This is a genomic window from Janthinobacterium sp. TND4EL3 (genome assembly GCF_900156175.1).
GTDB lineage: Bacteria > Pseudomonadota > Gammaproteobacteria > Burkholderiales > Burkholderiaceae_D > Janthinobacterium.
In genome coordinates this window covers 193,231-216,899 of the sequence record NZ_FTMV01000013.1, presented here as the reverse complement: position 1 = coordinate 216,899, position 23,669 = coordinate 193,231, and the positions used below count along the sequence as shown (strand labels likewise).

The following is a 23,669-nucleotide window of genomic DNA, read 5'->3' as shown; positions in this document are numbered from 1 at the left end:
TAGGCGAAGTTTGACAGGGGGCGTAGGCCGGCTTACATTGCATCAACTCAACCCCATACCCAGGAACGCCATGAACCGCCTCGCCACCACCGCCCTGACTTTGCTGCTCGCCACAGCCTCCGTGGGCGCCAGCGCCGCAGACACCCAGCTGACGGGCTGCGCCGCCAAGCGCGAAAGCATCCGCAGCGAATTGCGCCAGGCCCAGGAACAGGGCTTGTCCGACAAGGTCGCGGGCCTGACGCGCGCGCTCGACGAAGTCAACGCCCACTGCCGCGACAGCACCCTGATCGAACGCCACAACAAGAAAGTTTTGAAAGCGCAGGCGAAGGTGAACCAGACGGAGCGTTCGCTGCGCCTGGCCCAGGAAGCGAACAAGGAGCCGAAGAAGATCGCCAAGCTGGAAGGCAAGCTGGAAAAAGCCAGGGCGGAACTGGCCGCCCTGCAGGCCCAGCAACCTTAAGTTTTCTCGCCCAGCAGCTGATAAATGCTGGAAAAATCGAGCGCGCCCGCCCCCGCCTTGCTGTGCAAACTGTATAGATTGCGCGACAGGGCGCCCAGCGGCACCGACGCGCCGCTGGCCAGCGCGCTTTCCACGGCCAGGCCCAGGTCTTTGAGCATCAGGTCGACGCCGAAGCCGCCCGTGTAGCCGCGCGACGCGGGCACGTTCTCCGCCACGCCCGGACACGGGTTGTACACCTCCAGCGTCCAGTTGCGGCCCGAGCTTTTCGCCATCACGTCCGACACCACTTTCGGATCGAGGCCATTGGCCACGCCCAGGCGTATCGCTTCGCTGGTGCCGATCATGAGTATGCCCAGCAGCATGTTGTTGCAGATCTTGACCGTCTGGCCGCAGCCCGAGCCGCCCGCGTGGAAGATGGCCTTGCCCATGGTCTCCAGGTAGGGCCGCGCCGCATCCAGCGCGGAGGCGTCGCCGCCCACCATGAACGTCAAGGTGCCGTTGGTGGCGCCCGCCGTGCCGCCGGAGACGGGCGCGTCCAGCATGGGCAAGCCCAGCTCCTGCGCCGCGCGGCCCACCTGGCGCGCCGCCTCGGTGGAAATCGTCGAGCAGTCGATCAGCAGGGTGCCGCGCCGCGCCTGCGCCAAAATACCCGTGTCGCCAAGGTAGGCTCCCAGCACGTGGCGGCTGGCCGGCAGCATGGTGATGACGATGTCGGCCGCCCGGATCGCCGCCGCCTGGTCGTCGGAGACGAGGCCGCCGCCGTCGGCAAACTGGCGCACGCTGGCCGCCACCAGGTCAAAGCCCGTCACGGCATGGCCCGCCCGCACGAGGTTCTGCGCCATGGGCAGGCCCATGTTGCCCAGGCCGATAAAAACGATGTTTGCGCTCATCGCCTCCTCCTTATTTCATCGCAATGGTGGTGTTGACGCCGCTGCCGCCATCGTCCGGGGCGAACCAGCGCGCCGTGACGGTCTTGGTCTGCGTCCAGAAGTACAAGGCCTGCTTGCCGTTCGGGCCCAGGTCGCCCAGTTTCGACGCGCGCGAGCCCGTAAAGCTGAAATAGGCGACGGGCACGGGAATGGCCACGTTGATGCCCACCTGCCCCACGTCGATCTCGTTCTGGAACTTGCGCCCCGCCCAGCCGGACGAGGTGAAGATCGAGGTGCCGTTGCCGTTCGGGTTGGCGTTGATGAAGGCGATCGCTTCGTCGAGCGTATCGGTTTCGACCACGCACATGGCCGGACCAAAGATTTCCTGCGTATACACGGCGTTCGACGCCGCCACCTTCGAGAAGATCGTCGGCCCCATGAAGTTGCCGCCCTCGTAGCCGGCCACCTTGTGGCCGCGGCCGTCGAGCAGCAGCTGCGCGCCCTCGTCCACGCCCGCCTGGATCAGTTTTTCCGCCCGTTGCATGGCGGCCTTGGACACCATCGGGCCCAGGTCCGCCGTGCGGTCGCTGCCCGGCCCCACTTTCAGCGCTTGCGAGCGGGCGACGATTTCCGGCAGCCAGGAACGCGCCTCGCCCACCAGCACGACGACGGAATTGGCCATGCAGCGCTGGCCGGCCGCGCCGAACGCGGCGCCGATCAGGTTATTGATCGCCTGCTCCTTGTTGGCGTCGGCCAGCACCACGCAATGGTTTTTCGCGCCCATCATCGATTGCGCGCGCTTGCCCGATTCGCTGGCGCGGCGGTACACATGCGTGCCCACGTGGGTGGAGCCGATGAAGGAGACGGCCTTGATGTCGGGATGGTCGCACAGCATGTTGACGACGTCGGCACCGCCATGCACGACGTTCAGCACGCCCGCCGGCAAGCCCGCCTGGTACATCAGTTCGACCAGGTACATGCTCGACGACGGGTCCTGCTCCGACGGTTTCAGGACAAAGGTATTGCCGCAGGCGATGGCAATCGGGAACATGAAGCATGGCAGCATGACGGGGAAATTGAACGCCGTGATGCCGGCGCCCACGCCCAGCGGCTGGTAGATATTGTAGACATCGACGCCCGTGGCCGCGTTTTCCGCGATCTCGCCCAGCTGCAGGGTGGCGATCGAGCACGCGTGCTCCACCACTTCCAGGCCCCGCATCACTTCCCCTTCCGCATCGGGCAAGGTCTTGCCGTGTTCGCGGGTGATCAGTTCGGCCAGGGCGCCGATGTTTTCACGGATCAGGTGCTGGTACTTGAGCATGATGCGCATGCGCGCCGCCAACGGGGTATTGCGCCACGTTTTAAATGCTTCCTTGGCCGTGGCGACGGCCAGATTGACTTCGTCGGGGGTGGAAAACGGCACCCTGGCGACGATTTCCTGCGTGGCCGGGTTGACGACGTCGCGCCATTCCGTGCTGGTCGATGCGTGATGCTTGCCGGCGATGTGCAGGGGGACGGCGGGAACTGAGGTGAGGGCTTGGTTCATTTGTTTGGCTCCGTGATTGTTTAGTTACCCCAAGAGCAGATTCCGGGGTCGGACCCTGAGGGTCCGACCCCAGCCTTTCGCCGTTAGGGGTGAAAATTATTTTTTAACCAAATTGCACGCCGCCGCATCCATCGGCTTGAACGCCTGGTCGGCGGGGATGGTGGACAGCACTTTCAGGTAATCCCACGCGCCTTTGGATTCGGCCGGGGTCTTCACCTGCACCAGGTACATGTCATGGATGACGCGGCCGTCGGGGCGGATCGAGGCGTTGTTCATGACGGCATCCTTGATGGGCAGCTCGCGCATTTTCTGGGCGACGATCTTCGAGTCGTCGCTTTTCGCCGCCGCCACCGATTTCAGGTAGTGGTAGACGCTCGAATACACGCCCGCCTGCACCATGGTCGGCTTGGCGCCCTTGTTGAGCGCCTCGAAGCGCTTGGCAAAGGCGCGGCTGCGCTCATCGAAATCCCAGTAGAAGCCGTCCGCGTAGACGAGGCCCTGGGCCGTGTCCAGCCCCAGCGCGTGCACGTCGGAGAGGAACACCAGCAAGGCGGCCAGGCGCTGGTCCTTGCCGCTGCCGATGCGAAATTCGCGCGCCTGCTTGATGGCCGACACCGTGTCGGCGCCGCCGTTGGCCAGGCCGATCACCTGCGCCTTCGACCCTTGCGCCTGCACCAGGAAGGACGAGAAATCGGACGCGTTGAGCGGATGGCGCACGGCGCCCAGCACCGTGCCGCCATTGCGCTTGACGACGTCGCTGGCGTCCTTTTCCAGCGAATGGCCGAAGGCGTAATCGACGGTGACGAAATACCAGGATTTCTGCCCGAGTTTCGTCAATGCCGCCGCCGTGCCGGCCGCCTGCGAATAGGTGTCGAACATCCAGTGGAAGCCGTTCGGCGAGCAATCCTCGTTCGTCAGGCGCGTGGTGGCCGGGCCGCTGAACATGGCGATGCCGCCCTTCTCCTTCATCAGCTTTTGCACGGACAGGGCCACCGAGGAATTGGTCAGATCGGCGATGGCGTCGACCTTGTCGCGGTCTATCCATTCGCGCGCCTTGGAGGCGGCGATGTCGGCCTTGTTCAGGTGGTCGGCCGAGAGGATTTCGATCTTCATGCCTTTGCATTCGGCCTTCAGGCAATCCTCGACGGCCATCTGGCTGGCGACAACGGAGCCGCGCCCGCCCATGGCCGAATACGGGCCGGACATGTCGGTCAGGATGCCGACCTTGACGACGCCATCGGAAATCTGCGCGTGCGCGCCGGTGAAAGACAGGGAAAGCGCCAGCGCGCCCATGGCCAGAACGGTTTTTTTCATGCGTGTCTCCAGGTGAATGGTTTTTTTTATATGTATAGATGCATTCTGCATGTGTAAAAATATGCACTCAAGTGAAATTAATGCATAATTCCTTTGCAAAAACGCACAAGGAGAACAAAGTGCTCGATTGGGACAATGTACGGGTCTTCCTGGAACTGACGCGCAGCGCGGGCCTCGTCGACGCGGCGAAAAAGCTGGGCATCGACCATTCCACCGTGTAGCGACGCATGCGCAAGTTCGAGGAGCAGGTGGGCACGCAGCTGTTCGACCGCAACTACGTGGGCTACCAGCTGACGCCCGAGGGCCACCGCCTGATGGAATACGCGGAAACGATGGAAAGCACGGTGTTTGCCGCCACCGAGGAGCTGGGCGAACACAACCGATTGCTGTCGGGCCAGGTGCGCCTGGGCGCTACCGAGGGCTTCGGCGCCGTCGTGCTGGCGCCCCACCTGGCGACGTTTTGCGGCCGCTACCCGCACATCAGCGTGGACCTGATCGCCGTGCCCCGTTTCGTCAGCCTGTCCAAACGCGAGGCCGATGTGGCCATTTCCATCGAACGGCCCCTGTCCGGCCCGTACGTGGTGACCAAATTGTCCGATTACCGGCTGAAACTGTACGCCACGCCAGCCTACCTGGCGCGCCACGCCCCGATCACCAGCGTGGCGCAGCTGGCGCAGCACCCGATCATCGGCTACGTGGACGACCTGGTCTTCAGTTCGGAGCTGCGCTACATGGACAATGTGGCGCCCGATTCCCTGCGCGCGTTCCGCAGCACCAGCGTCATCGCCCAGTACCACGCGGCGCGCGCGGGCCAGGCGCTGGCGATCCTGCCCTGCTTCGTGGCGCAGCAATCGAACGAACTGGTGCCCGTGCTCGACGGCGAGATCGACCTCGTGCGCTCTTTCTGGATGATTTCACCGAGCGAACGGCGCAACATCGCCCGCGTCAGCGCCCTGTGGAACTACCTGCGCGGCGCCATCGATTTGAATCACGCCTATCTGATGGGCGAAACGGCCACGCCCAGCTGGCCAAGCTGACTGCGCGCTACACTGTCGCCACATATTAATTACTAACAACGCCTGATAAAACCGTAGCGAGCGGAAGGGAGTTGTGGTCGAGACGCGCAACTGTACGAAGGTACAGTGAGCATCGCAGGCCGCGACTACCGACGCGCAGTAGGTTTTGGCAGGTGTTCAGGAGATCGCCATGCTGATAGATGCAAACCAGGCTGTTTTAGTCATTGTCGACCTGCAAGGCCGTTTGATGCCGGCCATCCACGACGCCGGCCTGGTGCTGGCGCAAAACCTGCGCCTGGCCAGGATCGCCCGCCTGCTCGGCGTGCCCGTGCTGGGCACGGAACAGAACCGCCAGGGACTGGGACCCAACGTGGACGAGATCGCCGCGCTGTGCGAACGCACCTTGCACAAGACGCATTTCGGCGCCTGTGCCGACGGCTTGCAGGCGATCTTGCCGCCCGGGCGCAAACAGATCGTCGTCACCGGTTGCGAAGCCCATGTGTGCATGCTGCAGACGGCCGTCGGCCTGCTCGAACTCGGGTATGAGGTCATCATCGCCATCGACGCCGTCGGCTCGCGTCAGGCTGCCAGCCGCGACGCGGCGCTGGCCCGCCTCGGCAAGCTGGGCGCACAGCTGGTGACGGTGGAGATGCTGGCCTTTGAATGGTTGCGCGATTGCAAGCATCCGCGCTTCCGCGAGATATTGTCGCTGATCAAATAACTCGCAAGGTTTAAGCAGGATCAAGCCCATCGGCTACCCATTTGCTAGCTTGGTAACAGCGCCGCCATGGCGAGCGGCGCAACTGTCCAACCGAGCTGGAGAACCATCATGGCCTATATCCTGCGGGGCAAGCTGTGCGGCTTGATCTGTGCCGAATGTCCGGAACCGCTGTCGCACGTGATCGTGCGCCTGTACCGCCCGCGCGAATCGCAAAACGTCACCGCCCTGGCCGTGGCCAGCGCCAAGGAAACCTTCGCCATCCTCACGGACGAGGAAGTACAGGCGAAAGCGCCCTTCCTGCTGGCCGAAGCGCGCACCGATGACGACGGCAACTACAGCTTTACCCTGGAAGGCGATTACCAGGGCGAAGCCGTCGAAGTCGACGTGCTGTGCCCTACGGTGCCGCATGTGAAACCGGGGCCGAAAGACCCCGTGCCGCTGCAATTTTCCATCACCACCCTCCAGCCCCGCTGGCGCCAGGTCGACAACGATTTCCTCGCCATCTGGGATTATTGCCTGCCGCAACGCTTCTGGTGCCTGGTGCGCGCCCGCTTCGGCGCCTGGACCATCTGCGGCCGGCTGCGCACCTGCGACGCGCCGCACACGCCGATCGCGGGCGCCACCGTGCGGGCGTTCGACGCGGACTGGCTGCAGGACGATGCGCTGGGCCAGGCGGTGACGGACGCCACGGGCCGCTTCCGCATCGATTACCTGACGTCGGACTTCACGCTCACGCCGTTCTCGCCCTTCATCAACGTGGAATTTGCCAGCGGGCCCGACGTGTATTTCACGGCGCAGTTGGGCAGCGTGACCATCCTGTCGGAAACGCAGGCCGACGGCCGCCGGCCGGGCCGCGAAAACGTGGGCCACTGTTTCTGCGTGGAATTGTGCTCGAAAGAAGTGCTGCCGCCCGACGTGGAAGGCGTGCCCCACTGGCAGCAGGTGGAAGTATTTGACATCCACCCGTTTCCTTCGACGGCGGGCTTTTCCGCGCAAGGCTATGCGGGCGGCGCCGGCGCCTCGTACGTGTTCGGCGGCGGCGTCACCCTGAAGGGCAATTGCCCGCTGCGCAACAGCGCCTTGCCCGCCAATCCGCTCGAATACCGCTTCCTGATTGGCGAATGGACGTGGCCGGGCGGCACGGACGACCCGACGGCTCTGCCCACGGTGGCCCCGGCCAGTCTGGCGCCACTGACGCAAATCGTCGGCACGCTCGTCGGCTACGTGTTTTATACGAACGGACTGGGCCTGGCCGACTCGGCGCAGGTGATCATCGATGCGGGCGACCTGAAGCCGGGCGGCTGGATACGCGTGGACGGCAAGCCCATCACCGTGGACATGCGCGACGGCACGACGGCCATCGTCAACGTGGCGCCCAACATCTTCCTGCGCACCTTCGATTTACTCACCGTCAATACGCCCGCCATCACCAGCCTGCATCCGGCCAAGCTGCCGGGCGGCTTGCCCATCCTCGACGCGGGCCGCAGCCTGACGGCGGCCGAGAGCGAACCGATACGCCGCTACCGCCTGGGCTTCGAGGTGCGCGACGGCACCACCCTGGCCATCGTCGCCACGGACGGACTCGACGCCATCGTCTTCGACAATTCGCCCGTCATCGTCGCGCTGGACCTGGAAGAGCTGCGCAGCAATGCCTGCAACCCCATCGCGGGCGGCCTCGTGCATATCCTGTACACGATAGACCATCCGCATTTGCGCTTTTTCAATATCACGATTTCCAGCAACAACGGCATCGCCCATCCGCCGCCACCGCTGCCGGCCGCCAGTTTCACGCCGCCACCGCCGCCCAGCAATTATCTGTTCCGCGGCGGCGCCGGCGGCCCCCATTTATCGGGCAACAATGGCGGCTTCCCCGTCAACGTGGCGCTCGACCCGCCGTGCGCCTACCGCGTGGCGATTACGTGGCAGACGCGGCATTACCTGGCGTCGGCGCACAGCATCGACAGGCTGTATTGCAAGTAGGCATAGTCCAGAAATCCCCCCTGCTGCGACAGGCGCCGGCAAAGGAGCAAGGCGGGGCAGCGAAATACGCCACAGGGCGGCGGCAGCAAGGCCCGTACAGGCTTGCGGACAAACGCCCCAGGCATTAATATGCAAGAATTAACTTGCATATTAATGGAGCGGGACATGCGTGAAAAGCTGGAAAAAATGCTGGCCGAGGGACGCGACAGCGCCCTGCTGCGCTTTGGCCTGGGCGACGCCTGCCTCAAGGAAAATGACGCCGAGCAAGCCGCCGTCCACCTGGCGCACGCCACGGTGCAGCAACCGGGCTATTCCGCCGCCTGGAAGCTGCTGGGCAAGGCCTTGCAGCAATTGGGGCGACCCGATGAGGCCGAGGCCGCCTGGACAACCGGCCTGGCGGTGGCGCGCAAGCAGGGCGACCTGCAGGCCGTCAAGGAAATGACCGTGTTCGTCAACCGCCTGCACAAGGCCGCGCCGGGCCAGCCGGCGCCGTAGCCAGCCCGCGCGACAGCGGTTTAGTGGACGTGCGCCGCATCGGCGGCGGCCGGCGCCGCCTCGCCCCGTTCCTTCGCCAGGCGCTTGGCCAGCAAGCCACCCGCTTCGGCCGCATAGGCGCGGCAGGCGCCGGCATCGACCAGGGGATTGTCCGTGCCGCTGCGCCTGGCGGCCTTGCCCAGCACGTCCGTCGTGCCCGGATGCACGGGGATGATGATGTCACATGGCAAGGCGGCCACCTTGGCGATGCTCGCTTCGAACGCGGCCGAGACGTCCGGCGTCCTGCCCTTGCCCGCGCCCTTGCCCGTGTAAGTAAAATCGCCGCTCGCATACGGGTTCAGGCTGTCCGCATACACGACGTTCAGGCAGCGCTGGCCTTCGCACGAGGTCCACGTCCATGTCGTGCCGCCGGGCGTGTGGCCCGGCGTCATGCGGGCCGTCAAGGTCAACGGTCCCACCTTGACGGCATCGCCCTCGCCCACCACCTTGACCTTGTGCACCTTGGCCACATGCACGACAGGGCTGGCCTGGTATTGCGGGTCATCCTTGCCATTCGTGCCGCTTTGCAGCCCCAGGGCGCCCGAGGCGCTGGCCACCACGGTGGCGCCGCTGGCCCGCTGCAGCGCGGCGATGCCGCCCGCATGGTCCCAGTGCGCGTGCGAATTGAGGATGAACTTGACATCCTCGATGCGGAAACCGAGCGCCTTGATATTGTCGATGATCAGGGGCGCCGACTGCGGCAGCGCGCCATCGAGCAGGATATGGCCTTGCGGGCCCGTCACCAGCACGGCGGACAGGCCGGCCGTGCCCACATACCAGCTGTTGCCGTAGATGTTGAACGGCTTGACGGGGGCGTTCCATTCCTTGCAATTGTCGCAATTAACGGGGGTATCCTGCACCGGCGCGGGCGTCTTCGCCTGTACTGCGCCCGCCGACATGGTCGCAACCGTCGCCAGCATCAACTTCGCCAATAGTGTCATTGTCATCTCCAGAGTGTAAAAAAGAAAGGCGGCCGCCGCGCGGCGCGCCCGGGGGGGTATCAATGCATGCGGCCGGTCCTGTCGGCCAGGGTATCGCGGATGTGTCCGGCGTCGAGCGAGCGCCGCTGCGCGCCGTCGGCGTCCAGCAGCACCACGGTGACGTGCTTGCCGCCGCTGCGCATGCGCATGCTCAGGCAGCTGCCCGCCTCGTGGCTGCTGCCCGTTTTCGACAGCAGAATGTCCCAGCCCTTGCCGCCGACGAGCGGATTGGTGTTGTGCAGGGTGCGCCACTTGCCATCGACGGCCACGCTCGCTTGCGGGTGGCTGGTGATGCGGGCGATGTCCGGGTAGCGCGCGGCGGCCGCGACGATCTTCGCCACCTCGCTGGCCGTCGACGTATTGGCGGGCGAACTGCCGACGGGGTCCGTCAGCGTGGTGCGCGTGAGGCCCAGCGCGCGTATCTTCGCCTGCAGCGCTTGCGCAAAGGCAGCGTTGCCGCCCGGATAGGTGCGCGCCAGCGCGGCGGCGGCGCGGTTTTCGGATGGCAGCAGCGCCAGTTGCAACAGCGTGCCGCGCGACACGGCCACGCCATCGGCCAGCAGGCTGTGGCGCTGCAGCGACGAGTCGCCGTCGGCGCGCGCGATGCGCAGCGTTTCAGCGGGATCGAGCCCCGCGTCGAGCACCACCATGGCCGTCATCAGCTTGGTAATCGAGGCGATGGGCACGACGGCGTCCGCGTCTTTTGCCATCAGCACCTGGCCCGTGCTGTCGTCAAACACCAGCATGTGCCTGGCGCTGACGGGCAAGTCCAGCATCGCGGTAGCGGCGCCGGCAATCGTCGCCGCCGTGACGGCCGGCTTGCCCTGCGCCTGCAGCAGCAGGGTGGCGCCGGCCAGCAGCAAGGCGGGCACGGCCAGCTTCCAGCCGCTGGCGGCCGGCGCGGGCGCCATCAGGGAACGGATGCGCGTGAGCAGCGCCCCGCCCCGGGCCGACATGGCCAGGCCGGGCTGGCGCGGCGCCCCCGCCTGCAGGGACAAGGCATGCAGCGCCGTGGCCAGCTGCTGCGGGTCTTGCAGCGCCTGCGCGGCCAGCGCGTCGGCCACCTGCTCCCGTTCGGCCCGCATGCGCGCCGACAGCCACCAGACGACGGGGTGAAAAAACAGCAGCGCCTCGGCCACGTTTTGCAGCAGGTTGACCAGGTAATCCCAGCGCCGCACGTGCGCCAGTTCATGCGCGAGCAAGGCTTCGACCAGCGCCACCGGCATGCCGCTCAACAAGGCGACGGGCAAGAGCACGACGGGACGCCAGAAACCGAGCGTGACGGGACCGGACAGCCCCTCATGCAGCTTGAGCGGCAGCGGGCTTGGCAAGCCCAGGCGCACGGCCAGCGCATCGAGGCGCGCCTGCCAGATGGCCGGCGCCGCCACGGCCTGGCGGCGCAGCTTGCCGACCCAGGCCAGGCCCAGGCACAGGCGCAAGCTCATCAGGGCGACACCGGCGCTCCAGGCCAGCACCAGGGCCGGCAGCCAGGCAGCGACGGCGGAGCGCCACGCGGGCAGCGCCGCCACGGATGCGCGGGCCTGCGCCGGCCCGCCATCGAGCAGCAGGGCCAGCAAGTGCGCGGCGGGCATGCCCAGGCACAGCAGCAGGGCCAGCGCGCACAGCGCATAGCGCCAGCGCGGCCCGGCGTCGCGCAGCAGCCACAGCCCCACTGCGGCGGCGCCGCCGATCAACAGGCCCTGCCAGACGAAATACAGCAGCACCCAGCCCAGCGCAGGCAGGAAGGCGGCCATGATGGGCAAGCTCATGGCTGGCCGCCATCCCTGTCGCCACGCAGGATTTTTTCAATTTCCACGCGTTCGGCGTCGCTCACGTGCTCGCGCAGGGCCGTCAGCACGAGCGCCTTGCCGGAACCGGAAAACACCTTGCCGATCAAGTCCTTGAGCAAGCTGGTCTGCAGCTTTTCCTGCGCCTCGACGGCCGCATACAGCTGCGGCCGCTGGCTTTCGTCGCGGCTCAGCAAGCCCTTGCCATGCATCAATTGCAACTGGCGCAGCACGGTGGCGTAGCTGGCGTCGGCACGCTCTTCGGCCAGGGCGTCGTACACGGCGCGCGCGTCGGACGGGCCGCGCCGCCACAGGATGCGCAGCAGGTCCAGTTCGGCGGCCGTGGGATGGGGAGTGGAGGTATGTTTTAACATGACGCTAGAATACCGATTCTAGAACTCAATGTCTAGAACTTTTTTTCTAGCGCATGCCTGACTAAAAATCGCGCAGGCGGTCGAACAGGGCGTACAGCGCAGCCACATCCGGCAGCGGCACCTGCGTCAGCACCTGCTCCAGCGCCACGTAGATTTCATCGCGCTCCACCGTCTCGATGACGCTGGAGCGCCGCTCTATCTGGTTGAACACGCCGACGTAGGCGGTGACCATTTCCTGCGCCACGGCTTGCGCCGTCCCGGCATCGTTCGCGGCGTCGAGCGTGCGCGCCGTGGCCAGTAGCTTTTTATACGCCTGCGCGGCCTTCTTGGCATACGCTGCCGCAATATGTGCGCGGCCATCCCAGTCGCGGAACGGATTATCCAGGTTTTCCGCCAGCCATTCCGGCTTGCGCGGCCGCGTCACGGACAAGTCCAGACCCAGCGCCGCCGCCTTTTTATAGCTGGCCTTGATGGCCTTGGCGGCGTCGGCCGGCAGGCTGGCCAGGCACAGGCTGGACAAGGCCGGCAACTGCGCCGGCGCGGGGAAGTCGCCGGCACCGTAGCCGAACAGTTCATACGCGGTGAAGGAGCGCAAACGATCCAGTCTGGCGATGCTGGCCACGTTTGACGCCAGTCCCGGCTTGCCCCACACGGTCAGGTCCGTCAGCAAGGGGAAACGCTGCGCCACGGCGTCGAAATCGACCACCGGCATCGCGCTCAGCGACAGGCGCGCCAGCTGGTCAAGGCCGTGGAATGGCGCCAGGGCGCCGGACAACTGCAGCCGCAGGAAGCGCCCCGCATGCGGATCGTCGATGCGCAGCGCGGGCGACGGCGCGCCATTCAGTATCAGGGTGCTCACACCCTCGTTCAGGCGCAGCGAGCGCAAGCCTGCGCCATGCACGACGAGGCGGCTGACATTGCTGTTGCGCAAGTCGAGTTCGCCCTCCGTCGAGGACTGCCACTGCACTTCGTTGATGATGGGGTTGCTGTTGATGTAGGCAGCCAGCGCCGCGCTGCCGTGGCGCGTCTCGATGGTCGTCAGGCAAGGCAACCGGTCCAGTTCGGACAGGTCGCTGATCGCCTGCAGGATGTCGTCGCCGATGCGGCTCGTCTTTTGCCGCACGGCCTGGCCACCGACCATCACTTCCTCGCTCGACGCCGCCTTGAAGCGCTGGCGCCTGGCCGGGTCGAGCTGCTCCCAGCGGCGCTGGCGGTACACGCTGTCGCCCATGTGCCAGCCGCCGCTGTAGCTTTTCACTGCCGTCTCGACCAGGGGCGCGACATTGGCCACCAGGGTGTAATGGCGCGGCACTTTTGCATTGGCAAAGCTGTGGTCGTGGCGGCTGTTCCAGAAATAGTAATCGCACACCAGCGGGCGCATCGCCTGCACGGCCGCGGCATCGGGCAAGGCGTCGCCCGTCCAGTCCAGCTGCAAAATGGCGGCCAGCGGGGCGCTGCCGGACGCCGCATCGTCGATGGCCGTGACCTGGCAAGCCACATACTGCTGCAGCCTGTGCGAAAACACACTGTAGATATCTCCAACCTTGGCAAGCACGCTGATTTCCTTGTAGCAAACAATGAGGCCAGCACGATAGCAAAGATTGGCGGCGCGCGGCGTACGCGCCGCCGGAGCCGCAAAGCTGCTTACACGGCTCAGTCCGCGTGCAGCTTGTGGTGCATGCGGCGCAAGCCCAGCCAGACGGCGCCGGCCACGAAGGGCACCAGGGCGCCGACGAGGATTTCCGGGTTCACGGGCAAGCCCAGCACCTTGGCCGCCTTGCCCGTGTAGCTGAACAGGCCGATCACGTAGTACGAGATGGCGGCCACGGACAAGCCTTCCACCGCTTGCTGCAGGCGCAGCTGCTGGGCCGCGCGGGCGTTCATCGATTGCAGGATTTGCCGGTTTTGCAATTCCTGCACGATGCCCACGCGCGTGCGCAGCAAGTCATTCGTGTTGGCGATGCGCTGCGCCATCGCTTCCTGGCGGCTGGACATCGCTTCGCAGGTATTCATGGCGGGCGTCAAACGGCGGTCCATGAATTCCTCGACCGTGGGGATGCCCTCGATGCGCACTTCGCGCAATTCCTCGATGCGTGCCTTGACAAGGCCCATGTAGGCTTTCGAGGCGGAAAAGCGGTAGCTATTGTCGAGTGACAATTTTTCTATGCGGGCCGCCAGACGCGTGATGCGGTCAAGCAAGGCTTGCTCGGACACGCCATCATCGCCGGCTCCCGGTGCATCGTCCGTGTCGACCATGGCGGCGGCCAGGGTGGCCAGTTCGTTCTCGATGGCATTCAACGATGGCGCCGCCTGCATGGCGTAGGGCAGGCCCAGCAAGGCCATCATGCGGTAGGTTTCGATTTCCAGCACGCGCTGCACCAGCCGGCCCGACTGCTGCGCACGCATGCCCGCGTCGCGGATGACGAAACGGCTGAAGCCGTCGGACTGGATCGTGAAATCCGTCCACAATTCGCCGCCCTGCAATACTTTGCTGCCGGCCAGGGTATTGCCCTCGAACACGCGCGACAAGCCCTGCATGAAGATTTCGGCCGGCTCCGTTGCCTGTTCCAGCACCACGTGGGCGGCCACCATCAGCTTGCCCTTCAAGCCCGCCAGCCAATGCTGCGGCAATTGCTCCAGTGGCATGCGCTCGAACGCCTGCTCCAGGGGCAAGGCGGCGCCCGGGTGTTCGGCGAAGGTAAACGTGGCAAATTCCGTGTGGCATTCCCATTTCAGGCGGAAGCGGCCAAAGTCGTAGTAAAAATACTTGGCTTCGGCGTTAGGAGGCGTGACGCCGAAATGCGTGCACAGGGCCGCCAGCGTGGCGTGCTGGGCCGCCATATTCGACGCACCGGGCGCCGCACTGTCATCTTTATACACGGCCAGGTGGGTGATCAGCTCGGGGGCGTCGAGCTGCAAGAACGGCCGCGAGTGGATTTCCGCAGCCAGCGGCACGCGCAAGGCGTGGTTCAAACTGGAGTTAATCAAGTGCATGATAGCCAAAGGTAAAGTTGCAAAACTGCTTAGACCCGCGCGCGTGCTGTGCTGACCGCAGCGGGGGTCTGATTGTCACAGTGTAACAAGGCAGAAAGCATGCCATCTTTTTCCAGGGCCGGTCATATTGTTTTGATAATCGCTGCCGCGCCCTGCCCCGCCCCTTTGCGGCTGCCCAGCCACCAGAATGCGGCGGCCAGCACGACGGCCGAAGCCTGCCCCAGCGCCAATTTAAAAGCACTGTCGAACAGCAAGGGTGCGACAAAACCGGACACCAGGGCAAACACCAGCATTTGCACGAAATTCTGCAGGGACGCGGCCAGGCCCCGCATCTGCGGGAAGATGTCGAGCGTGGACATGGTCATGCCCGGCAAGGCCAGCGACATGCCGAACGCGTACAGCATCACGGGCACGACGGCGAACGGGATGCCGGCCGCGAACCAGTGGTTGTAAGCAATATTGATGGCCGCCGTGACCGCCATGGCCAGCAAGCCCCAGCACACCAGCACGGCGCTTTTCACCGTGTGGGCCAGCTTGCCCGACAGCGCCGAACCACCGACCAGGCCCGCCACCATGGGGATGAACATCCAGCCAAACGCCGTTTCCGGCAGGCCCAGCAGTTCCAGGATGAAATGCGGGGCCGAGGCGATGTACAGTGCAAAGCCGCCAAAGGCGAAGGCCACGGCCAGCGAACGCAAGAGGAATGCCCGGTGGCGCAAGGCCAGCCAGTAATTGCGCGCGATGTTGCCTGGATGAAAAGGCTGACGTTGCCCGACAGCTAAACTTTCCGGCAAGCCTTTCAGGCAGGCGAGCGCCAGCAGCACGGTGACGGAAAACGTGAACACGAACGTCGATTGCCAGCCGTAGGCCACGTGCAGCCAGCCGCCGATGATGGGGGCGATGGCGGGTGCGATGCCGAACACCATCATGATATTGGCCAGCATCTTTTGCGCGGCCGCGCCAGCCAGACTGTCGCGCACGATGGCTTGCCCGATCACCCTGCCCGCGCCGGCCGACGCGCCCTGCATGCCGCGGAAGAACAGCAGCCAGCCAAAGCTCGGTGCGAACGCGGCGCCGATGGAGCCGATGGCAAAGATCAGCAAGGATGCCAGGATCACGGGGCGGCGGCCGAACGAGTCGGACAGGGTGCCGTAGAACAGGGTCATGAAGGCATAGGCGGCTAGGTAGACGCTCAGGGTCTGCTGCACCAGCACGCTGCTGACGTCGAAATGCGTGCTGATGGCGGGAAACGATGGCAAAAAGGTGTCGGTGGCGAACGGGCCCAGCATGGCCAGGCCGGCCAGCACCAGGGTCAGGTTTCTGGTCTTCATGCAAGCTCCTGCGCAGCATATTGACGGCGCAAGCCGTCCAGGGCCGCCAGCGAGAAGGCGGCAATGTGCCGGGCGATATCGGCGATACCCGCCTCGTCATAGGTGATCTCCGGCACCACCAGTTCATGCACGATGCGCGAACGGGCATAGAACACCACCTGGCCAATCACGCTGAACACGCATTTCTGCACCACATCGTCCGGCATGGCCGGCCCCACCACGCCACGGATCAAGCCCGTAAACAGGGCGTGCTGCGGACGCACATTGCGCTCGGCCAGCTTGTGGATGGCGGCCGTCGGTTCGATCAGCTCGCGCGCCACCAGGCGGCTGAACAGCGATGCGTGACCCGGGCGCAGCATGTCCGAGACGAGCGCCTCGATAGCCAGGCGCAACTGTTCCACGGCAGGCAGCTGCGCCCGCGCGCTGGCGGCGGCCACGTCGGCGGCCGAGGCGCGCGCCAGTTCGCGCGCATGGTCGAAGGCGGCCAGATACAGCTCTTCCTTGCCATGAAAATAATAATTGACCATCGCCACGTTGACGTGGGCCGCCTCGCATATCCTGCGCACGGACGCGAGCTTGTAACCGTCGTCGGCAAACAGCTCCACCGCCGCCTGCAGGATGCGCGCGCGCGCCGGTTCGTTTTCTTTCTCTTCCGCCATGCCATTCCCATCATTTAAACAGCTGTTTAATATTGTGCGGAATTATATCAAACAACCGTTTAACTTTCAGGCGGGCGCAAAAAAGCCCGGCGTACCGGGCTTTTCAAGGGACAGCGGCAGGCTTAGTGTTTCATCGCCGGCATCGGGGCCGAGCTGGCGCCCAGCGGACGGGCCACGGCATTGACTTCGATGGTTTCGCGGCGCTTGTCCTCGCCTTCGACGACCAGGGTCAGCGGGATCTTGTCGCCCGCCTTCACCTGCCCTTTCAGGTCCAGCAGCATCACGTGGTAGCCGCCCGGCTTCAGTTCGACGGCTTTACCGGCTGGCAAGGCGATTTCCTTGACCTGGCGCATGCGCATCATATTGTCCGCCATGCTCATTTCATGGATTTCCGCCACGCCCGCCACGGGCGAGCGCACTTCCAGCAGCCGCATGGCTTTTGGCGCCGTGATCTGCATGAAGGCGCCCGTGGCTTTTTGCTGCGGCACGGTGGCGCGCACCCACGGGTCGCTGATCTGCACGGACGTCTGGGCAGCGGCGGAGAAGGACAGCACGGCCAGGGCCGTGGCCAGCAGGGTTTTCAGATGGGACATGATCATTCCTTTCAATGGATGTTATAAGGTGTATTTCGATTTCATCAGGGTCTTGATGTCCTGCACGCACTCGTCGCCCGTCAACTGGTGCTTCAGGCCCAGGCGCATGCGCCCCTCGGTATCGAGCACATAGCTGATGGCCGTGTGGTCCATCGTGTACGAACTGCCGCTCGGTACGCGGCGGTAGAAGACCTTGTAGTTGAAGGCCGTCTGCGCCGTCGCCTGCGGGTCCGTGCGCAAGCCGAGGAAGCTGGGGTCGAAGGCGCGCATGTACTCGCCCAGCAACTCGGGCGTGTCGCGCTCGGGGTCGATGCTGATGAAGATCACTTGCAGCTTGTCGGCATCGGCACCCAGTTTCTGGCGGATTTCCAGCGCGCGCGACAGGGCCGTCGGGCACACGTCCGGGCATTGCGTGAAGCCAAAGAAGACCATCACATACTTGCCCTTGAAGTCGGCCAGGGTGTAGACCTTGCCGTCGGGGCCGCTCAATTTGAAGTCGGGCTTGTAATCGCCTCCCGTCAGGTCGAGGCCGTTGTAATGGGGTTTCGGTGCTTGTTCGCAAGCGGCAAGCGTGAGCAATCCCGCCGTGCCGGCGAGAAGGAATAGACGACGTTTCATGGCAATTCCGGCCCAATGGGCGTAGTTGAGACAAGTTAGGACGCAGGTACTCTGCCGCAGAGCGGCAGGCAGAACAGAGGTATTCAGGCCAGCGCGGGCGGGCCGCGCGGACTGGCGGCCAGCCACGCGAACTGGGGCTGCGGCGCCTGGTAAAACAGGGGCGGATAGCGGTCGTGGCCCGCGATGACGGCCAGCGGCGAGGATGAGGACGGCGGCAAGCCAACGCTGCCCGCATGGCTCATGCAGAATGGGCAATGCTCGATGTGGTGCAGCACGGAATCGGTGGTCGATTTCGCGGCCGGCGCCAGGTCGGCCTGCGTGTAGACGGCGCCGCTGGCCGAGCAGATCTCGACGGCGGCATTGTTCGCGTTCGCATGCAGCGCAGCGTAGGCATACGACAGGGACGGCGACAGCGCATTGAGCAGTATCGCCAGGCAGGCGAACCACATATGCCACTGTTTGCGCTTCAATAAGGATCCCATGGCCCCGATTATAACGGAGTCTGGCTATCCGGGCGCCGGCCCGCGCAGGAACAGGCTGGGACGCACGCCCGCCACGTCCACGCAGGCGTCGCAAAACGCGGGGATCGAGGCAAAGCCGGAGCCGGCCGCCACTTGCGCCAGGTCGCGCTCGCCCTGCTCGCCATCGCGTCCCGCCTGCCCCACCGCGTGCAGCGCATGCGCGAGGCGCTGCTCGCGAACCAGACTGAGCAATGCCTCTCCCTCGGCAAACAGGCGCGCGCGCGCCTTGTGCGGCGTCACTTGCCACAGGTTGGCCAGGCGCGCCGCCGTCCATTTGCCTTGCGGCGTATCAAAGATATGCTGCGTCAGCGCCTGGCTCCAGCGCTTGCCGCCGCCATGGCTGGCCTGCGCGTCGTCGTCTTCCAGCGCCAGTGTAAACACGGCTGGCTTGCCCCGTCCCGGCATCACGTCGCAGGCGAAGCGCAAGAAGGCGGGCACGACGAAGCTGTCGCCGCTGCCCAGTTTCTTGGTGGCGATTTCATTATGCAAGGTGACGTAACCCTGGCGCACGGTGACGCGCAGCCGCAGCGGAAAGCGCAAGCCCAGCAAGTGCAGAGGATGATCGGAAACGAGTGCCATGCGTCAATTCAATGTCATAAGCCAGCCGCCAGCATGCCACACATCGCGCAAGCAGTCTGTCGTCACAGCGACGCCACGCCGTAACGGCGCAAGCCATCGAGGTCCACCACGCGGATCGACTGGTAGGCGATGCTGATCAGCTTGAGTTCGGCCAAATGGCCCAGCGCCTGGTTCACGCGTTGGCGCGAAATGCCGGTCAGCAAGCCGATTTCTTCCTGCGACAGCTCAAGCACGCGTGAGGTGCGCGGGTATAGCATGGGGTGGAACAGCTGCGCGATCGCTTGCGCCACTTGGGCGTCGACGGCCAGCAGGCGCTGGTTCTGGATGGTGGCGATGAATTGCCCCATGCGCTCGTTCAGCTGGCGGATGACGAAGGCATTGAAGGACAGGCTCTCGGCCAGCAGCAGGTGAAACAGGTCCACGGGCACGAGGATGATGTCGGCGGCGCGCACGGCCACCACGTCGTAGCGGCGCAGCTCGCGCTTGAGTACGCTGCCCTCGCCGCACCAGCCGCCGGCCGGCACGCCGGAAAACGTGGCGCCGCGCCCATCGGCGTTGTACACGGCCAGCTTGATCAGGCCCGTGTGCACGCCGATCCAGTGCGCCGATGGTTCGCCGCGCCGCGTGATGAAGGCGCCCGCCTCATAGTGCCGCAGCACGCTGCCGGCGCGCAGCAATGCCTGGTGGCTGGCATCGAGGGCCGCAAACCAGTCGTGGCTATCGAGTTCGGGTACGGTACGGTCTACACTATCGTTGCTATCCATTCCATCTTTCAGACCTGTCACTAAGATGACAGTGATTTTCCAGCACCGGTGCTATGCTCACCGGTATCAATCCCGAAACAGGGAGCTACAGAATCTTTTTACCAGGAGACAAGCATGACACCTGATTTCAACACCGGCCTCGGCAAAAACAGCGCCAACTACGCCGCCCTCACCCCGCTCGACTATATCGCCAGGGCAGCCGCAGTATATGGCAATCGCCTGGCAATTGCACATGGCAGCCTGCGCCAGACGTGGCGCGAGACCTATGCGCGCACGCGCCGCCTCGCCTCCGGCCTGATCAAGCTGGGCGTGGGCACGGGCGATACGGTCGCCGTGATGCTGCCGAACACGCCCGCCATGGTGGAAGCGAGCTTTGGCGTCCCCATGGCCGGCGCCGTCCTCAATGCGCTGAACATCCGCCTCGACCTGGCCTCGCTGACCTTCATGCTGCGCCACGGCCAGGCGAAAGTCTTGCTGGCCGACACGGAGTTCGCCGAACTGGCGCGCCAGATGGCGGCGCAGATACCCGGCCTGCGCGTGATCCAGGTCAACGACGTGCTGGGACCGGAAGTGGATGCGTTTTCCGACCTCGACTACGAAAGCCTGCTGGCCAGCGGCGATCCCGATTACGACTGGCAGCCGCCTGCCGACGAGTGGGACGCCATCGCCCTCAACTACACGTCCGGCACCACGGGCGACCCGAAGGGCGTCGTCTACCACCACCGCGGCGCGGCCCTGAACGCCCTGTCGAACATCCTGGAATGGGACATGCCCAAGCACGCCGTCTACCTGTGGACCTTGCCTATGTTCCACTGCAACGGCTGGTGCTTCCCGTGGACCGTGGCCGCCCGCGCGGGCGTGAACGTGTGCCTGCGCAAGTTCGAGCCGAAACTGGTGTTTGACCTGATGCGCGAATTGCGCATCACCCACTATTGCGCAGCGCCCATCGTGCATGCGGCGCTGGCCAACGCGCCCGCCAACTGGCGCGACGGCATAGCCTGGACCGTGCGCGGCATGGTGGCCGGCGCGCCGCCGCCTGCGGCCATGGTGGCGAAGATCGAAGCGATGGGCTTTGACTTGATCCACTCGTATGGCTTGACGGAAGTGTATGGCCCGGCCGCCATCTGCGCCGAGCAGGACGAGTGGGCAGCCCTGTCGCAGGAAGAGCGGGCCGTATTGAAGTCGCGCCAGGGCGTGCGCTACCACCTGCAAAGCGCCGTGGCCGTGATCGACCCGGAAACCATGCAGCACGTGGCGGCCGACGGCGAACAGATCGGCGAGATCATGTTCCGCGGCAACATCTGCATGAAGGGTTACCTGAAAAATGAAAAGGCGACGCAGGACGCGTTCGCGGGCGGCTGGTTCCACACGGGCGACCTCGGCGTGATGTATCCGGACGGCTATATCAAGCTGAAGGACCGCAGCAAGGACATCATCATTTCCGGCGGCGAGAATATTTCCAGCGTGGAAGTGGAAGATGCCTTGTACCACCACCCGCAAGTGCTGGCCGCCGCCGTCATCGCCCAGCCGGACGAGAAATGGGGCGAGACGCCGTGCGCCTTCGTCGAATTGCGCGAAGGGGCGACGGTGACGGAAGCGGAATTGATCGCCTTCTGCAAGAACAACCTGGCGGGCTTCAAGGTGCCGAAAGCCATTTATTTCGGCCCCCTGCCCCGCACGTCGACGGGCAAGATCCAGAAGTTCGAATTGCGCAAGCGCATGCACTCGGACAAGGCCATCGACGTCTGAGCATAGTGCTAGATTCGTGATGGATCAATCGCGCTTGCCGGCCAGCCACGCCGGCTGCGCCACCGCCAGGCGCGCAAAACTGGCGACGCTGGCCACGGCGGCGAACCCTGCCGCCAGGAACAGCGCATACGTCGTGCCCTTGGCAGCCGACACCGTAAAGCAGTAGGCGACCAGTGCCGCGCCCGTCGCCTGCCCGATCAGGCGCGACGTGGCCACCACGCCGCTGGCGCCGCCTGCCCGCTCGGGCGGCGCGCTGCCCATGATGGCCTTCAGGTTGGGCGCCTGGAAAAAGCCGAAACCGATGCCGCACAAGGCCATGCGCCAGCCGATGTCGACGGCGCTCGGGTGCGCGGGGATCCACACCAGGGTCAGCAAGCCGCCCGCCAGCGCCGCGAGACCGATGCCGCCCAGCACGCCCGGCGCATAACGGTCGCTCAGGCGCCCCGCCACGGGCGCCATCACGGCCACGAGCACGGCCCAAGGCGTCATCAAAAAGCCTGTTTCCACGGGCGAACGGCCCAGCGTGACTTCAAAATAGAAAGGCAAGGAGACGAACGCCAGCCCCTGCGCGGCAAACGTGCACACGGCCGTCAGCGAGGACAGCAAGAACAGGGGGCGGCGGAACAGGTCGATGGGCAGCATGGGCGCCACGTGCCCCGCCTGGCGGCGCAGCAGCAAGATAAACAAGATCACGACGGCCGCCAGTTCCGGCAGCAAGGTGGAACTGGCCGCATGATGGGCCGCGTCGCCGAACAGCAAGATGAGCAGGCCGAAGGCACCCACGTTGTACAGCGCCGTGCGCGCATCGAGCGTGTGCCCGGACAGTTGAGTCGCCGGCAGCATGCGGCTGGCGAGGAAAAAACCGGCCACGCCCAGCGGCACGTTGATGGCGAACAGCCAGGGCCACGAGGCCGTCGCCAAAATCAGCGACGCGGCCGTGGGCCCGATGGCGAACGCGACGGCCACCACCAGCGCATTGTTGCCAAACGCCCGGCCCAGCAAATGTTTAGGGTACAGGGCGCGCAGCAGCGCCGTATTGACGCTCATCATGGCGCTGGCGCCCACGCCCTGGAACAGGCGCGCCACCACCAGCGACGGCAAGGACCAGGCCAGCGCGCAGGCCAGCGACGCCAGGGTAAACAACAGCATGCCCGAGATAAACACGCGCCGGTAGCCGGCGATTTCGCCGAGGGCGGAAAACGGCAGCAGGGTCGCCACCATGGCCAGCTGATAGACATTCACGATCCAGACGGAGGCGGCCGGCGTCGTGCGCAGTTCGCTGGCGATGGCCGGCAAGGCCGTGTTGGCGATCGCCGTATCGAGCGAGGCCATGCCCACGCCGATGGCCAGCGCCAGCATGGCCCATAAACGGGCATTCGGCGGCAAGCCGTCCTCGCCCACGAGGAAAGGCTGCGCCTTGTTTTTCTGCTTCATCATGTTGCCTGTTCGTCTAGCCCGTCCGGGGCGGCATACGGTGCCGCAGCCAAGACACTAGCATGGATGGACGGACTCTGCCGGGCAGGCAACGCCCATCACTTCTGGCAGTCGATCACTTTAAATTCTTTCGAATAACAGATGCGCAACTCGCCCGAGTGCTTTTCATAGCCGAGCCAGCGGCCCTTCAGCTGCGGGTTGTGCTGCTTCATCCACTGGAACAGTTCATTCTTTGACATGGTACTGTCCGGCAACTTCAAGGCCTGGAACAGTTCGCGTTCCTTCTCGAAATACTGCTTGGCCGTATCGAAATCGCAGGCGCCATGTTTTTCCCATTCGCCCTGCAGCAAGGCTTCGCCGGGCTGCATGCACATGTACGGCAAAATTTCCGATGGCGCCAGCTTCGGCAGATTGCCCTTGCAATAGCGCGGATGCATCTCCGTCTTGCGCGGCGGCGTCACGGAAATGTCTTCGCAGGTGGCCGGATTGGCCGACTGCGCCCATAGTCCATGCACGATCCAGCCGAATTGGTTGCTCTCGGCGCACTGGAAGGCGGCCTTCTTCGACACGGCGCCACGGCGGCGCTGGCTGTCGCAGAAGCCTGGCGACCACGACAGCGCCAGCATGAAGTAATCGGTCGGCACGTTCGTGCTTTGCTTGTAGCACGTGTTTTTCTCGTCCGACGGCTTGACGTCGTAATCGACATAGCTGACGTTGCGGGGAATGGCGCAACTGGCGTCGGCCGCGTGGACGGCGCCAGCGGACAGGCCGAGGAAAACGGCGGCCAGCGCCGGCAAGACAGTTCTCAATTGCATCGGGTTTCCCTTTCAAGACATAAAAACGCCG

The 23,669-nt window shown here is 64.9% G+C and carries 22 protein-coding genes and 1 pseudogene; 6 read left to right on the top strand and 17 right to left on the bottom strand.

The window, feature by feature from the left end:
• The first annotated feature begins 70 nt into the window (after positions 1-70).
• Positions 71-460, top strand: coding sequence for a DUF1090 domain-containing protein (locus BXA07_RS20230; protein ID WP_076570256.1), 390 nt, complete (start codon positions 71-73; stop codon positions 458-460).
• Here BXA07_RS20230 and mmsB read toward each other — a convergent pair.
• The 3 genes from mmsB to BXA07_RS20215 form a co-directional block, all read right to left on the bottom strand.
• On the bottom strand, positions 457-1,350 hold the full coding sequence (gene mmsB / locus BXA07_RS20225) for a 3-hydroxyisobutyrate dehydrogenase (protein WP_076570255.1): 894 nt from the start codon (positions 1,348-1,350) through the stop codon (positions 457-459). The genes BXA07_RS20230 and mmsB overlap by 4 nt on opposite strands.
• Positions 1,351-1,360: 10 nt before the next feature.
• On the bottom strand, positions 1,361-2,875 hold the full coding sequence (locus tag BXA07_RS20220) for a CoA-acylating methylmalonate-semialdehyde dehydrogenase (RefSeq protein WP_076570253.1): 1,515 nt from the start codon (positions 2,873-2,875) through the stop codon (positions 1,361-1,363).
• Positions 2,876-2,971: 96 nt separating this feature from the next.
• On the bottom strand, positions 2,972-4,189 hold the full coding sequence (locus BXA07_RS20215) for an ABC transporter substrate-binding protein (RefSeq protein WP_076570252.1): 1,218 nt from the start codon (positions 4,187-4,189) through the stop codon (positions 2,972-2,974).
• A gap of 119 nt (positions 4,190-4,308) precedes the next feature.
• Between BXA07_RS20215 and BXA07_RS20210 the strand changes: the two are divergent.
• The 4 genes and pseudogenes from BXA07_RS20210 to BXA07_RS20195 all read left to right on the top strand — a co-directional run bounded on the left by BXA07_RS20210 (position 4,309) and on the right by BXA07_RS20195 (position 8,401).
• Positions 4,309-5,226, top strand: a pseudogene (locus tag BXA07_RS20210) (LysR family transcriptional regulator).
• 169 nt (positions 5,227-5,395) lie between these two features.
• Positions 5,396-5,926: an isochorismatase family protein gene (locus tag BXA07_RS20205; protein ID WP_076570250.1), complete on the top strand. Its 531-nt coding sequence runs from the start codon at positions 5,396-5,398 to the stop codon at positions 5,924-5,926.
• A gap of 108 nt (positions 5,927-6,034) precedes the next feature.
• On the top strand, positions 6,035-7,906 hold the full coding sequence (locus tag BXA07_RS20200) for a transthyretin-like family protein (RefSeq protein ID WP_076570248.1): 1,872 nt from the start codon (positions 6,035-6,037) through the stop codon (positions 7,904-7,906).
• A 165-nt stretch (positions 7,907-8,071) separates the two neighbouring features.
• Complete coding sequence (locus BXA07_RS20195) at positions 8,072-8,401, top strand: tetratricopeptide repeat protein (RefSeq protein ID WP_170909698.1); 330 nt, start codon at positions 8,072-8,074, stop codon at positions 8,399-8,401.
• A gap of 20 nt (positions 8,402-8,421) precedes the next feature.
• Here BXA07_RS20195 and bla read toward each other — a convergent pair whose 3' ends face one another.
• The 12 genes from bla to BXA07_RS20135 all read right to left on the bottom strand — a co-directional run bounded on the left by bla (position 8,422) and on the right by BXA07_RS20135 (position 19,640).
• Complete coding sequence (gene bla, locus BXA07_RS20190; RefSeq protein ID WP_076570245.1) at positions 8,422-9,381, bottom strand: subclass B3 metallo-beta-lactamase; 960 nt, start codon at positions 9,379-9,381, stop codon at positions 8,422-8,424.
• A gap of 59 nt (positions 9,382-9,440) precedes the next feature.
• Entirely contained in the window at positions 9,441-11,189 is a 1,749-nt protein-coding gene (locus BXA07_RS20185) for a M56 family metallopeptidase (RefSeq protein ID WP_076570243.1), read from the bottom strand.
• Entirely contained in the window at positions 11,186-11,581 is a 396-nt protein-coding gene (locus BXA07_RS20180; RefSeq protein ID WP_076570241.1) for a BlaI/MecI/CopY family transcriptional regulator, read from the bottom strand. Before BXA07_RS20180 ends, BXA07_RS20185 begins: the two co-directional genes overlap by 4 nt.
• 61 nt (positions 11,582-11,642) lie before the next feature.
• The gene (locus BXA07_RS20175; protein WP_076570240.1) at positions 11,643-13,136 is read right to left on the bottom strand and encodes a hypothetical protein; all 1,494 of its coding nucleotides are present in this window, start codon (positions 13,134-13,136) and stop codon (positions 11,643-11,645) included.
• A 98-nt stretch (positions 13,137-13,234) separates the two neighbouring features.
• Positions 13,235-14,575 carry a DUF3422 family protein gene (locus tag BXA07_RS20170; protein ID WP_076570238.1) on the bottom strand — a complete coding sequence of 447 codons (1,341 nt, stop codon included), beginning with the start codon at positions 14,573-14,575 and terminating at the stop codon, positions 13,235-13,237.
• 122 nt (positions 14,576-14,697) lie between these two features.
• Positions 14,698-15,906 carry a multidrug effflux MFS transporter gene (locus tag BXA07_RS20165; protein WP_076570237.1) on the bottom strand — a complete coding sequence of 403 codons (1,209 nt, stop codon included), beginning with the start codon at positions 15,904-15,906 and terminating at the stop codon, positions 14,698-14,700.
• Positions 15,903-16,565, bottom strand: coding sequence for a CerR family C-terminal domain-containing protein (locus BXA07_RS20160; protein WP_076570235.1), 663 nt, complete (start codon positions 16,563-16,565; stop codon positions 15,903-15,905). The genes BXA07_RS20165 and BXA07_RS20160 overlap by 4 nt, the downstream gene beginning before the upstream one ends.
• Before the next feature lie 122 nt (positions 16,566-16,687).
• The gene (locus tag BXA07_RS20155; protein ID WP_076570307.1) at positions 16,688-17,158 is read right to left on the bottom strand and encodes a copper chaperone PCu(A)C; all 471 of its coding nucleotides are present in this window, start codon (positions 17,156-17,158) and stop codon (positions 16,688-16,690) included.
• Positions 17,159-17,179: 21 nt separating this feature from the next.
• Entirely contained in the window at positions 17,180-17,776 is a 597-nt protein-coding gene (locus tag BXA07_RS20150) for an SCO family protein (protein ID WP_076570234.1), read from the bottom strand.
• Between the two features lie 83 nt (positions 17,777-17,859).
• Positions 17,860-18,258, bottom strand: a complete 399-nt coding sequence (locus tag BXA07_RS20145; protein ID WP_076570232.1) for a DUF2946 domain-containing protein — start codon at positions 18,256-18,258, stop codon at positions 17,860-17,862.
• Between the two features lie 24 nt (positions 18,259-18,282).
• A complete protein-coding gene (locus tag BXA07_RS20140; RefSeq protein WP_076570231.1) occupies positions 18,283-18,876 on the bottom strand; it encodes a helix-turn-helix transcriptional regulator in 594 nt (197 codons plus the stop codon).
• 62 nt (positions 18,877-18,938) lie between these two features.
• On the bottom strand, positions 18,939-19,640 hold the full coding sequence (locus BXA07_RS20135) for a Crp/Fnr family transcriptional regulator (RefSeq protein WP_076570229.1): 702 nt from the start codon (positions 19,638-19,640) through the stop codon (positions 18,939-18,941).
• Positions 19,641-19,754: 114 nt separating this feature from the next.
• On the opposite strand from BXA07_RS20135, the gene BXA07_RS20130 reads away from it, so the two are divergent.
• Positions 19,755-21,389: an acyl-CoA synthetase gene (locus tag BXA07_RS20130; RefSeq protein ID WP_076570228.1), complete on the top strand. Its 1,635-nt coding sequence runs from the start codon at positions 19,755-19,757 to the stop codon at positions 21,387-21,389.
• 24 nt (positions 21,390-21,413) lie between these two features.
• On the opposite strand, the gene BXA07_RS20125 is transcribed toward BXA07_RS20130, so the two are convergent.
• Both BXA07_RS20125 and BXA07_RS20120 read right to left on the bottom strand, forming a co-directional pair.
• The gene (locus tag BXA07_RS20125) at positions 21,414-22,826 is read right to left on the bottom strand and encodes an MFS transporter (RefSeq protein ID WP_076570227.1); all 1,413 of its coding nucleotides are present in this window, start codon (positions 22,824-22,826) and stop codon (positions 21,414-21,416) included.
• Positions 22,827-22,921: 95 nt separating this feature from the next.
• Positions 22,922-23,638 (bottom strand): ribonuclease T2 family protein, encoded by a 717-nt coding sequence (locus BXA07_RS20120; protein WP_083708415.1) that lies wholly within the window; start codon positions 23,636-23,638, stop codon positions 22,922-22,924.
• Between the last annotated feature and the right edge of the window lie 31 nt (positions 23,639-23,669).

Coding starts and splice junctions, on each gene's coding strand:
- BXA07_RS20230 (WP_076570256.1), top strand. CDS start 71: ATGAACCGCCTCGCCACCACCGCCCTGACTTTGCTGCTCGCCACAGCC.
- mmsB (WP_076570255.1), bottom strand. CDS start 1,350: ATGAGCGCAAACATCGTTTTTATCGGCCTGGGCAACATGGGCCTGCCC.
- BXA07_RS20220 (WP_076570253.1), bottom strand. CDS start 2,875: ATGAACCAAGCCCTCACCTCAGTTCCCGCCGTCCCCCTGCACATCGCC.
- BXA07_RS20215 (WP_076570252.1), bottom strand. CDS start 4,189: ATGAAAAAAACCGTTCTGGCCATGGGCGCGCTGGCGCTTTCCCTGTCT.
- BXA07_RS20205 (WP_076570250.1), top strand. CDS start 5,396: ATGCTGATAGATGCAAACCAGGCTGTTTTAGTCATTGTCGACCTGCAA.
- BXA07_RS20200 (WP_076570248.1), top strand. CDS start 6,035: ATGGCCTATATCCTGCGGGGCAAGCTGTGCGGCTTGATCTGTGCCGAA.
- BXA07_RS20195 (WP_170909698.1), top strand. CDS start 8,072: ATGCGTGAAAAGCTGGAAAAAATGCTGGCCGAGGGACGCGACAGCGCC.
- bla (WP_076570245.1), bottom strand. CDS start 9,381: ATGACACTATTGGCGAAGTTGATGCTGGCGACGGTTGCGACCATGTCG.
- BXA07_RS20185 (WP_076570243.1), bottom strand. CDS start 11,189: ATGAGCTTGCCCATCATGGCCGCCTTCCTGCCTGCGCTGGGCTGGGTG.
- BXA07_RS20180 (WP_076570241.1), bottom strand. CDS start 11,581: ATGTTAAAACATACCTCCACTCCCCATCCCACGGCCGCCGAACTGGAC.
- BXA07_RS20170 (WP_076570238.1), bottom strand. CDS start 14,575: ATGCACTTGATTAACTCCAGTTTGAACCACGCCTTGCGCGTGCCGCTG.
- BXA07_RS20165 (WP_076570237.1), bottom strand. CDS start 15,906: ATGAAGACCAGAAACCTGACCCTGGTGCTGGCCGGCCTGGCCATGCTG.
- BXA07_RS20160 (WP_076570235.1), bottom strand. CDS start 16,565: ATGGCGGAAGAGAAAGAAAACGAACCGGCGCGCGCGCGCATCCTGCAG.
- BXA07_RS20155 (WP_076570307.1), bottom strand. CDS start 17,158: ATGTCCCATCTGAAAACCCTGCTGGCCACGGCCCTGGCCGTGCTGTCC.
- BXA07_RS20150 (WP_076570234.1), bottom strand. CDS start 17,776: ATGAAACGTCGTCTATTCCTTCTCGCCGGCACGGCGGGATTGCTCACG.
- BXA07_RS20145 (WP_076570232.1), bottom strand. CDS start 18,258: ATGGGATCCTTATTGAAGCGCAAACAGTGGCATATGTGGTTCGCCTGC.
- BXA07_RS20140 (WP_076570231.1), bottom strand. CDS start 18,876: ATGGCACTCGTTTCCGATCATCCTCTGCACTTGCTGGGCTTGCGCTTT.
- BXA07_RS20135 (WP_076570229.1), bottom strand. CDS start 19,640: ATGGATAGCAACGATAGTGTAGACCGTACCGTACCCGAACTCGATAGC.
- BXA07_RS20130 (WP_076570228.1), top strand. CDS start 19,755: ATGACACCTGATTTCAACACCGGCCTCGGCAAAAACAGCGCCAACTAC.
- BXA07_RS20125 (WP_076570227.1), bottom strand. CDS start 22,826: ATGATGAAGCAGAAAAACAAGGCGCAGCCTTTCCTCGTGGGCGAGGAC.
- BXA07_RS20120 (WP_083708415.1), bottom strand. CDS start 23,638: ATGCAATTGAGAACTGTCTTGCCGGCGCTGGCCGCCGTTTTCCTCGGC.